Here is a 10,655-nt window from a genome sequence, read left to right as displayed (position 1 = left end):
GCCTGGCTGGCGCCATCGCCCAGGCGGCTGGGTCGGTGTTTTCCGGCGCGCGGGCGGACGGCGGGCCGGTGATCGGGGGTGGAGCCTATCTGGTCGGCGAACGGGGCCCGGAGCTGTTCCGGCCGTCGGGTCCGGGAACGGTCGAACCGGTCGCGGGGTCGGGCGTGACCGTCAATGTGCGGGTCGACGGCGGGGCCGAGGCGCTGCTCCGATCCGAGGCGCAGATCGCCCAGGCGCTGGCGCGGGCCGTCTCGCTCGGCGCGCGCCGGCTCTAGGCGCGACCGCCGCGCCGGATCCGGATTACGGAGAAGATTCATGGCCTTTCACGAGGTGAGCCTGCCCGCGCGTCTGGCGTTCGGATCGACCGGCGGCGTCGAACGGCGCACCGAGATCGTGACGCTGGGCTCAGGCTTCGAGCGGCGCTCGACGCCCTGGGCGCAGGGTCGCCGGCGCTATCTGATCGGCGCGAACCTGAGGTCGCTGGACGACATGGCGGCGTTGACGGCCTTCTTCGAGGCCCGGCGCGGGCGGCTGTACGGGTTCCGGTTCCGGGATTTCGCCGACTTCAGGTCCTGCGCGCCCAGCGGCGCGATCACGCCTCACGATCAGGTTCTAGGCGTGGGCGACGGCGCCCGTGCGACCTTCGAGCTGTGCAAGCGATATGGCGAGGGGCCGGACGCGGCCGACCGACGGATCGTCAAGCCTGTCGAAGGAACAGTGAGGGTCGGTCTCGATGGCCTCGAGCAGAATCCGTCGAGCTTTGAAGCGGACCTGACGACGGGAACGGTGACCTTCCTGACGCCTCCGGCCGAGGGCGTGGCTGTCACGGCGGGATTCGAATTCGACGTCCCTGTCCGTTTCGACGCCGACCGGATCGACGTGACGCTGGAGAGCTTCGCCGCCGGGCGCATGGCGGCCGTGCCCCTGATCGAGGTGAGGGTCTGAGATGCGTCAGATTCCGGAAGAACTGGCGGCTCGGATCGAGATCGGCGCGGCGACGCTGTGTCATGCCTGGGTGCTGAAGCGGGCGGATGGCGTGGTGGCGGGATTCACCGATCACGACTGCGATCTGGAGGTGGAAGGCGTCGTCTGCCGGGCTTCCAGCGGTTGGACCGGCGGCGCGGCGGGGAGCGGCGTCGGGCTGGCGCCGGGGACGGCGGTCGTCGCGGGTGTTCTCGACGACGACGGGATCACCGAGGTCGATATCGAGCAGGGCCTGTTTGATCGGGCAGAGATCTCACTGTGGCGGCTGGACTGGCGCCGACCTGACCTGAAGGTCCGGCTGTGGGTGGCGCGGCTCGCCCGGATACGGCGCGACGGGGACGGATTTTCCGCTGAACTCGAAGGGCCGCTGGCCGCCTTGGAGCGCGTCGTCGGGCGGACCTATGGCCGGGACTGCGACGCCCAGTGGGGAGACGCCCGATGCAAGCTCGATCTCTCCGGATTTCCGGGCGAGGGGTGCGACAAGCGCTGGGCGACGTGTCGCGCGAAGTTCGGCAACGGAGCCAACTTTCAGGGATTTCCCGATATTCCGGGCGATGACTTTCTGACCGCCGTCCCGATGCAGGGCGCGCGCAACGATGGCCGGAGTCGCCGATGAGACCCCGGGTCGTGGCGATCGCCCGCACCTGGCTCGGGACGCCCTATCAGCACCAGGCCAGCTTGCGCGGAGAGGGCGCTGATTGCCTGGGTCTGTTGCGCGGCGTCTGGCGGGAGCTGTTCGGCGCCGAGCCGGAACCGACATCCCCCTATCGACCGGACTGGGCCGAGTTGGGGGGTGAGGAGACGCTTCTGCAGGCGGCCCGCCGGTGGCTGAGCGAAATTCCTGTCGACACCGCGCGCGCGGGCGACGTGCTGCTGTTCCGCATGGCCGCGGGCGCTCCCGCGAAACATTGCGCCATCCTCAGCGCCGGGGCTCTGAGGGGCGGTGACGAGCCGCGCATGATTCACGCCTACTGGGGGCGGGCTGTCGTCGAGAGCTGGATGGGCCTGTGGTGGCGGCGCCGGCTGGTGGCGGCCTTCGCCTGGCCGGAACAGACAGATCGGGAGACGGGCTGATGGCGCAGGTAGTGCTTGGCGCCGTCGGCGGGGCGGTCGGCGGCGGTCTGGGCCGCGTTATCGGGTCCACGCTCGGCGGGATGCTGGACCGGAGCCTGGTCGCGGGACTTGAAGCGCCGCGCCAGAAGGGGCCGCGGCTCAATGCGCTGGCGCTGCAGGGCGCAGCCGAGGGCTCGCCGATGGCGTGCGTCTTCGGCCGCGCCCGCGTCACTGGGCAGGTGATCTGGGCGGCGCGGTTCCTCGAAGGGCGAAAGAGCTCCTCAGCCGGCAAGGGCGGGCCGCGCACGGTCGAGTACGACTACTCGCTGAGCTTCGCCGTGGCGCTCTGCGAGGGGCCGGTCGACGGCGTGGGTCGCGTCTGGGCCGACGGGCAGCCGATGGACCTGGGCGGCGTGACAATGCGGTTGCATCGCGGGGCCGACGACCAGACGCCCGATCCTCTGATCGAGGCCGTCGAGGGCGAGGCTCCAGCCTACCGGGGCACGGCCTATGTTGTGTTCGAGGATCTGCCGCTCGGTCCCTATGGCAACCGGCCCCCGCAGCTGTCCTTCGAGGTGTTTCGCCGGCCGCTGGGAGCGGAGCCGACCCTTGAGGACAGACTGGACGGGGTTTGTCTCATCCCCGGCGCGGGAGAGTTTGTGCTGGCGACCGAAGCGGTCATGCGCCGCGAGGGGCTGACGCGGACGAAGCCCGAGAACATGCATGCAGGGGACGGGCGGACCGATCTGGCGGTGTCGCTGGACCAGCTGCAGGTTCAGCTGCCCAATCTGAAGCGGGTCAGCCTTGTGGTCGGCTGGTTCGGCGACGATCTGCGGGCCGGACACTGCACCATCCGTCCCGGCGTGGAGCGCCGGGACAAGCCGACCGAGCCGGTCCACTGGTCGGTGGCGGGTCTGACCCGCGACGACGCCCACCTGATCTCGCAGAGCGGCGGCGCCCCGGCCTATGGCGGCACCCCTTCTGACGAAAGCGTGCGCCAGGCCGTGGCCGAACTGAAGGCGCGCGGGCTGCAGGTGACGCTCTATCCCTTCGTGTTCATGGACGTGCCTCCCGGCAACGGCTTGCCGGACCCGCACGGGGGCGTGGAACAGGCGGCCTACCCATGGCGGGGCCGACTGGTGGGCGATGAAGCGACGGCGAGTTCAGACGTCTCGGCCGTATTCGGCGAGGCCGCCGGCTGGGGCCTGCGGCGGCTGGCCCTGCATTATGCCGCGCTGGCGGCGGAGTGTGGCGCGGACGGGCTTCTGATCGGATCGGAGATGCGGGGCCTGACCGGGACGCGCGACACAAGCGGTCAGTTTCCGGCGGTCGACGCCTTCCGCGTACTGGCGGCGGAATGCCGGGCGATCGTCGGGAGCGGCGTCAAGCTGTCCTATGCGGCGGACTGGTCGGAATATGCCGGATGGCGACAGGGCGCCGATGTGGCCTTTCACCTGGATCCGCTGTGGGCCGATCCGAACATCGACTACGTCGGCATCGACTGGTACCCGCCGCTATCGGACTGGCGGTACGGGGACGGCGGTCTCGACGCGAACCTGTTCGGCGGGCCCGACGCGGTCGACAGTCTGGCCGCGCAGGTGGCGGGCGGCGAAGGCTTTGACTGGTTCTACGCCTCGCCGTCGGATCGCGCCGCCCAGGTTCGCACGCCGATCGTCGACACCGCGCATGGCGAGGACTGGGTGTTCCGGGTCAAGGACCTGATCGGATGGTGGTCGCACGCGCACCATGATCGCCCCGGCGGCGTCCGGAGCGGTGCGCCCACAGCGTGGACTCCGGCCATGAAGCCGATCCGTCTGACCGAGTTCGGGTGTCCGGCGGTCGACCGCGGCTGCAATGCGCCCAATCTATTTCAGGATGCCAAGAGCGCGGAAGGCAGTCTGCCGCCCTTTTCAACGGGCGCCCGTGACGACCGTATGCAGCGCCGGGCCCTGGAAGCGGTTCTCGCCCATTTCGCCGAGCCGACGAACAATCCGGCCTCGACGGTCTACGGCGGAAAGATGCTGGAGGCCGCGGACGCCTGGTGTTGGGACGCCCGCCCGTGGCCCGTTTTTCCGGCGCGCTCTGAAGTCTGGGCCGATGCAGGCGCATGGCGGACGGGGCATTGGCTGAACGGGCGGCTGGGCGGCGGGACGCGCAATCTGCTCGCGGAGATCCTGATGCGGGCCGGCCTGGCCGAGACGGATTTCGAGATCGGAGATCCGGGGGGCGAGGTGGAAGGCTATGTCATCGATCGGCCCATGCGCGTTCGGGATGCTCTGGAACCGCTGCTGGCGGCCCTCGGCATGGTCGCAGCCGAGCGCAACGGCCTTATCGCGGTTTCCGGAACCGAACCCGCCGCGCTGACCCTGGCGCCGGAGGCTCTGGCCCTGCCAGCGAAAGGGGGCGGCGTGCGGGCGGACCGGACGCTCGAGGCCCTGCCCGGCGCGGCTCGTGTGAGGTTCATCGACGGCGACGCCGACTATCAGACGGGCTCCGCGGTGGTCCGGACAGCGGGGGAAGGGGGCGGGCTGGATATGGACCTGCCTGCCGTCTGCTCGAAATCCCTGGCGTTGGCGGCGGCGGCGCGGGCCCTGGAGGCCGGCCGCGAGGACCGCTTGACGGTCTTCCTCGGGCCGCTGGAATCGCTTGCGCTCGAGCCCGGAGACACGGTTTCTGTCTCAGGCGACGATCGGGACTGGCGAGCCATGCGGGTCGATCTGGACGAGACTCCGTCGGCGGTTCTTGAACCCGCTTCGACGGTCCGACCCGGAGAGAACGACGGAGTTCCGTCAACGGGGGAGGGCCCGACCGCAACCGGCGCGCCGTACTTCCGCATGCTCGACCTGCCCCTGCTGATGGACGGAGGCGGCGACGCCCGCCCGATCGTGGTCGTCGCGGCGGAGCCATGGCGACCGATGCGCATCTTCGCGGGGGCCGATCCTGCAAGCCTGACGGCGCGCGGCGACATTCCCGAATCTGCGACCGTGGGGCAGTTGGTCGCCGCGCTCGCCGGCGGGGTGCGGCACCGCTGGGACGGGGTCAATACGCTCGAGGTCAGAATCGAGGGCGGAGCGCCGGAGAGCCTGTCGATATCCGCCGTGCTGGCGGGCGGCAACGCCGTGGCCGTGGAGACCGTCCTCGGCTGGGAGATCGTTCAGTTCCGGACGGCCGAACTGGTTGGAGGCGAGGTCTGGAGACTGAGCGGACTGCTGCGCGGACAGCAGGGGACGGAGGACGCCATGGCGGCGGGGGCGGCGAGCGGCGCAGCCGTGGTGTTTCTGGGCGCGGGTCTGGAGCGGGCGGCGTCGCCTCCGGCCGAACGCGGACTGCCGCTGGTCTGGAGAGCGGCCCCGGTGGGACTGCCGCCTGGCGGCGCCGGCGTCAGCGAGATCGTCTTCGCGCCGGTCGGCCTGCATGAGCGGCCGTGGAGCCCGGCCCACCTGCGCTGCACAGGGCGCTCGGATGGCGGCTTCGATCTGATCTGGACGCCGCGATCACGTCTCGATGGCGATCGATGGGAGGGGGAGGCTCGTCCCTCCGACCCGCCCCGGTATCGGATCGCCATTCTGAACGCGGGGATCGCGATACGGTCGTTCGAGGTCGCAACCGAAGCCGCCACCTACGACGGGACGGACGCCGCCGCCGACTTTCCGGATGGCTTGATCGACGCCGAGGTTTCGGTTTCGCAGTGGGGCGACGGCTATGGCTGGGGCGTCGCCGCCCGCACCCGTCTGATCTGATCCACCGTGAAAGCGGAGATTCGGGCCTCGCGCGCTTTGCGCCGTGATGCGAATGCCCTAACTGACGGACTGGACTTGATGCGGCAGGAGCGAACTCGAACGTGGCGGGCGATCCCTACAAGGAACTGGGCGTTTCGAGGGGCGCGAGCGCGGACGAGATCAAGAAGGCGTTTCGCAAGCTCGCCAAGGAACTGCACCCCGACAAAAATCCCGGCAATCGCGAAGCGGACGAGCGCTTCAAGCGGGTGACGGCGGCCTTCGACCTGCTCGGCGACGCCGAGAAGCGCGCCAAATTCGACCGGGGCGAGATTGACGCCGACGGACGCGAGCAGTTCCGCGGATTCGGCGGCGGGGCGAGAGGCGGCGCCGGCGGAAGCCCCTTCGGCCAGGGCGGCGGCCCGCGCGGCGGCTTTGAGAACGTTGACCTGGAGGACCTGTTCGGCGGGATGTTCGGCGGAGGCGCCCGCGCCGGCGGCCCGCGCGGCGGGTTCTCCGCACGGGGCGCCGACGTGAAGGCGACGCTGGAGATCGGCCTCGAGGACGCAATTTCGGGCACGACCCGACGGATCCAGTTCTCGGACGGGCGGACCCTGGATGTCACCATTCCCAAGGGAGCGGCGGACGGGCAGGTCATCCGTCTGCGCGGTCAGGGTGCGCCGGGCGCCTCCGGCCGCAGTGAAGCCGGCGATGCGCTGATAACGCTGAAAATCGCACCCCATCCCGTGTTCCAGCGCGACGGCGCGGACCTGACGATGGACCTGCCGGTGTCGCTGCCGGACGCGATTCTGGGCGGCAAGGTCCCGGTGCGGACGCCGGAGGGAACGGTCAACATGACCATCCCGCCGGGATCGAGCTCGGGCAAGGTGTTGCGCCTGAAGGGACGAGGCGCGTTCGTCGGGGGCAAGCGCGGCGATCTGCTGGCCAGGCTGATGATCCTGCTGCCTGACAGCCCCGATGAGGGATTGACGAAAGTGGCGCAGGCGATGCGTGACAAGGGCGCGGGTCGCCCGTGACGCGACAGACGCCCGCAAAGCCGAACGCGAAACCGGAGCGGCCGTGGTTCTCGTCCGGGCCGACGGCGAAACGGCCGGGCTGGTCCAGCGAGGCCATTCCGCATGAACTGTTGGGTCGCGGCATCCGTGCGCCCGAGGTGGTGGAGCGTTTCGCCCATGGCCTCCGACTGACCCGAGCCCTGCTTCAGGTCCCGTCGGACTGGCGGCTGGTCTATGTGCCCGGATCCGATACCGGGGCGGTCGAAGCGGCGCTTTGGTCGATGCTGGGCGAGCGGCCGGTCCAGGTGCTGGCGTTCGAGAATTTCGGGCAGGTCTGGGCCACGGATATTCGCGAGCACCTGAAGCTGGATCCGGAAATCCTGACCGCGCCGTGGGGCGAGTTCCCGGACGTGTCCGGGATCGATCCGGCGAAGGACCTCGTGTTTCCGTGGAACGGCACGACATCGGGGGTGAAGGCCCCCGACGCCGAATGGATCGCGGTCGATCGCGAAGGCCTCGTGATCTGCGACGCGACTTCGGCGGCCTTCGCCATGCCTCTGCCGTGGGATCGGCTGGACGTCGTCACCTTCAGTTTCCAGAAGGCGCTCGGGGGCGAAGCCGGACTGGGCGTCGTGGCGCTGTCGCCCCGGGCCGTCGACAGACTTGACCGCTACACGTCGCCTCGTCCCGTGCCCAAGGTCCTGCGGCTGAGAAACGGCGAGGGCTTCGACGCCGCCCTGGCCTCCGGCTCGATGATCAACACCTTCTCGGTCTGGACCATCGAGGACTGGATCGACGCCGTCGAATGGGGTCTGGCGATCGGCGGATTGCCGGCGCTGATTGCTCGCACGGAGGCGAATGCGGCGGCGCTCGACGCCTGGGTCCGGCGCACGGACTGGATCGATTACCTGGCCGGGAACCCGGCCACGCGCTCGACGACGTCGGTCTGTTTGAAGTTCGTCGATCCGTGCGTGACCGCCATGGACGAGACCGCGCGGCAGGCGCTGGTGAAGCGGATCAAGACGCTGCTCGAGGCCGAGGGTGCGGCCTTCGATGTCGAAAGCCATCGCAATGCACCGGCCGGGCTGCGCATCTGGTGCGGCTGCACGGTCGAGACTGCCGATGTCGAGGCGATGACGCCGTGGCTGGATTGGGCCTACGAGACGGCGCTCGCGGAATAATCCGCTGCTTTGGGCGACATCGTCCGATTCCCCCGCTATAGGCTGCGCCCGCATTCCAGAAGTCCCGGTAGCGGAGAAACGTCTTGGCGAACGTCGCGGTGGTCGGCGCCCAGTGGGGCGACGAAGGCAAGGGCAAGATCGTCGACTGGCTGTCGAACCGGGCGGACGTGGTCGTTCGCTTCCAGGGCGGCCACAACGCGGGCCACACCCTGGTGGTCGATGGCAAGGTCTATAAGCTGGCCCTGCTGCCGAGCGGGGTCGTTCAGGGAAAGCCCTCGATCATCGGCAACGGCGTGGTCGTCGACCCCTGGCATCTGGTCGGCGAGATCGAAAAGATCGTGGCCCAGGGTGTCGCCATCAGCCCGGACGTACTGATCGTCGCCGACAACGCCTGCCTGATCCTGCCGATCCATCCGGCGCTGGACGTGGCCCGCGAGGCGGCGGCCAGCGCCCCCGGAGCCCGTATCGGCACCACGGGCCGCGGCATCGGCCCGGCCTATGAGGACAAGGTGGGTCGGCGAGCCATCCGCGTTTGCGACCTCGCCAGCGCCGAAGATCTCAAGGTGAAAATCGATCGTCTGCGGGCGCATCACGATCCCTTGCGGGCGGGTCTCGGCCTCGAGCCGATCGATCCGGAGGCGCTCCTCCAGCAGCTGCTGGAGATCGCGCCGAAGATCCTGCCCTATGTTCAGCCTGCCTGGCGCGTGCTTGATCAGGCGCGGCGCGATGGAAAGCGCGTTTTGTTCGAGGGCGCCCAGGGCGCCTTCCTCGACGTCGATCACGGCACCTATCCCTATGTGACCAGCTCCAACACCGTGGCCGGTCAGGCCGCGGCGGGATCCGGGATCGGTCCGAGAAGCGTCGGCTATGTGCTGGGCATCGTGAAGGCCTACACCACCCGCGTCGGGGAGGGGCCGTTCGCCTGTGAGCTCGACGATGAGGTCGGCCGGCATCTGGCGACCGTGGGCCGCGAAGTGGGCGTCAACACAGGCCGGGCCCGGCGTTGCGGCTGGTTTGACGCGGTCCTGGTGCGGCAGTCGGTGGCCATCAATGGCATCGATGGCATCGCCCTGACGAAGCTGGACGTCCTCGACGGACTGAAGACGCTCAAGATCTGCACCGGCTATCGCATCGGCGGCGAGGTGGTGGACTATCTGCCGTCCAGCCTGAAGGCCCAGGCCGCGGCCGAGCCCGTGTTCGAGGAACTCGAGGGATGGAGCGAAAGCACGGCTTCGGCCCGCAGCTTCCGTGATTTGAACGCCAACGCCATCAAGTACGTTCGCCGTATCGAGGAGCTGATCGGCGCGCCCGTGGCGCTGCTTTCGACCAGCCCCGAGCGGGACGACACCATCCTGATGCACGACCCCTTCCAAGGGTAGTCGTTGGTCCCGACATTCCCAGCGTTCAACGGGCCTTAACCGGCGCCGGTTAAGCATGACGGCCTTATCTGGAGGCTGCGTCTTGTTTGCTGTCGATCCTCGTATGCTGGCTAAGCTGGCCCCGGCGCTGCGACGGGTTCTGATCGTCGATCCGAACCCTCACGCGGCGCGTCTTCTGACAGAGATCATCAAGGGCATGGGGGCGGGCGAAATCGTCGTCGAGCAGAGCGAGCCTCGCGCCCTGAAGACCGCGGGAGACCTCGAGCCCGGCATCATCTTCACCGAGCGCAATGGCGACAACCTCAACGGAGAGTCCCTGGCGCGGGCGCTGCGTCGGTCGAGCTTTGCCTGCCGCCGGGCGCCAATCATCATGGTCACGGCCGATGCGACCGCCAGCACGATCCTGGGTGCGCGTGACAGCGGAGTGCACGAATTCCTGCGCAAGCCTTTCACGAGCGCCGACCTGCTCAAGCGGGTCGAAAACGTCGCTCTGAAGCCCCGCGACTGGGTGGAAGCCGTCGGCTATGTCGGACCGGACCGGCGACGGTTCAACTCGGGTGAATTCTCGGGCGACCGCAAGCGCAAGGCGGACAAGCCCGCGAACGGCGCGGCGGCGATGGCGGCCGCGAAGGATCAGGCCATGCGGATTCTCGCATCGGCCCTTGATCAGTTCGACAACGACCCAATGCAGGCGGTACGGGCCATTCGCGAGCAGGCCGCGACGCTGAAATCGCTGGCCATGAAGGTCTCGGATTCGCGACTGGCGGTCGCTGTCGGCGCGCTGGAAGTCACCCTTGCCTCGGGGCCGCCCTGCAAGGCGACGCTCGCGGCCCCGATCGGCTCCCTGCTGGCCATGGCCCCGCCGGAGTCGCTGAAGAGAGCCGGCTGAGGCTGGCGACGGCCTCGCCAGCCAGCCCGCGATCAGACGTCGACCAGATTCCGCTCCTCGGCGGCGGCGCGCATGGCCTTCTGCAGCTTCTCGAAGGCGCGGACCTCGATTTGACGCACCCGCTCGCGCGACACGCCGTATTGACCCGCCAGCTCCTCCAGCGTGACCGGATCGTCCTTGAGCCGACGTTCGGTCAGGATGTGCTTCTCGCGGTCGGTCAGCTCCTGCATGGCTTCCTCGAGCAGGCCGCGGCGGATCGATTTCTCTTCGTCCTCGGCCAGCTGGGTCTCCTGCGAGACCGCCGTGTCGTCGGCCAGCCAGTCCTGCCACTCGCTCTCGCCGTCGGCGCGCAGCGGCGCGTTCAGCGAAGCGTCACCGCCGAGGCGGCGGTTCATATTGGTGACCTCTTCCTCGGACACGCCCAGCTTGGTGGCGAT

General features: G+C 69.1%; 9 protein-coding genes and 1 pseudogene. 9 read left to right on the top strand and 1 reads right to left on the bottom strand.

Annotated elements, in window-relative coordinates; all coding sequences use genetic code 11:
* The 9 genes and pseudogenes from RDU12_RS07140 to RDU12_RS07100 all read left to right on the top strand — a co-directional run.
* Positions 1-275: pseudogene (locus RDU12_RS07140) on the top strand (phage tail tape measure protein); the annotation flags it as partial.
* Positions 276-315: 40 nt separating this feature from the next.
* Positions 316-945, top strand: a complete 630-nt coding sequence (locus tag RDU12_RS07135) for a DUF2460 domain-containing protein (protein WP_300290956.1) — start codon at positions 316-318, stop codon at positions 943-945.
* Between the two features lies 1 nt (position 946).
* Entirely contained in the window at positions 947-1,600 is a 654-nt protein-coding gene (locus RDU12_RS07130; protein WP_300290954.1) for a DUF2163 domain-containing protein, read from the top strand.
* On the top strand, positions 1,597-2,058 hold the full coding sequence (locus tag RDU12_RS07125) for an NlpC/P60 family protein (RefSeq protein WP_300290952.1): 462 nt from the start codon (positions 1,597-1,599) through the stop codon (positions 2,056-2,058). The genes RDU12_RS07130 and RDU12_RS07125 overlap by 4 nt, the downstream gene beginning before the upstream one ends.
* On the top strand, positions 2,058-5,777 hold the full coding sequence (locus tag RDU12_RS07120; RefSeq protein ID WP_300290950.1) for a glycoside hydrolase TIM-barrel-like domain-containing protein: 3,720 nt from the start codon (positions 2,058-2,060) through the stop codon (positions 5,775-5,777). The genes RDU12_RS07125 and RDU12_RS07120 overlap by 1 nt, the downstream gene beginning before the upstream one ends.
* A gap of 101 nt (positions 5,778-5,878) precedes the next feature.
* Positions 5,879-6,790: a DnaJ C-terminal domain-containing protein gene (locus RDU12_RS07115; RefSeq protein ID WP_308684342.1), complete on the top strand. Its 912-nt coding sequence runs from the start codon at positions 5,879-5,881 to the stop codon at positions 6,788-6,790.
* Positions 6,787-7,950 carry a phosphoserine transaminase gene (locus RDU12_RS07110; RefSeq protein WP_300289427.1) on the top strand — a complete coding sequence of 388 codons (1,164 nt, stop codon included), beginning with the start codon at positions 6,787-6,789 and terminating at the stop codon, positions 7,948-7,950. Before RDU12_RS07115 ends, RDU12_RS07110 begins: the two co-directional genes overlap by 4 nt.
* Positions 7,951-8,033: 83 nt before the next feature.
* Complete coding sequence (locus tag RDU12_RS07105) at positions 8,034-9,329, top strand: adenylosuccinate synthase (protein WP_300289426.1); 1,296 nt, start codon at positions 8,034-8,036, stop codon at positions 9,327-9,329.
* An 82-nt stretch (positions 9,330-9,411) separates the two neighbouring features.
* Positions 9,412-10,218, top strand: coding sequence for a two-component system response regulator (locus RDU12_RS07100; RefSeq protein WP_300289425.1), 807 nt, complete (start codon positions 9,412-9,414; stop codon positions 10,216-10,218).
* Positions 10,219-10,250: 32 nt separating this feature from the next.
* Here RDU12_RS07100 and RDU12_RS07095 read toward each other — a convergent pair.
* Positions 10,251-10,655 (bottom strand): sigma-70 family RNA polymerase sigma factor (locus tag RDU12_RS07095; protein WP_308684341.1); only part of this gene is annotated, 405 nt, incomplete at its 5' end.

The organism is Brevundimonas sp. (assembly GCF_031082345.1).
In the GTDB taxonomy this organism is placed as follows: domain Bacteria; phylum Pseudomonadota; class Alphaproteobacteria; order Caulobacterales; family Caulobacteraceae; genus Brevundimonas.
Note: the sequence above shows the minus strand (reverse complement) of the source record. Positions and strands in the feature narration are given on the sequence as shown.

Coding starts and splice junctions, on each gene's coding strand:
- RDU12_RS07135 (WP_300290956.1), top strand. CDS start 316: ATGGCCTTTCACGAGGTGAGCCTGCCCGCGCGTCTGGCGTTCGGATCG.
- RDU12_RS07130 (WP_300290954.1), top strand. CDS start 947: ATGCGTCAGATTCCGGAAGAACTGGCGGCTCGGATCGAGATCGGCGCG.
- RDU12_RS07125 (WP_300290952.1), top strand. CDS start 1,597: ATGAGACCCCGGGTCGTGGCGATCGCCCGCACCTGGCTCGGGACGCCC.
- RDU12_RS07120 (WP_300290950.1), top strand. CDS start 2,058: ATGGCGCAGGTAGTGCTTGGCGCCGTCGGCGGGGCGGTCGGCGGCGGT.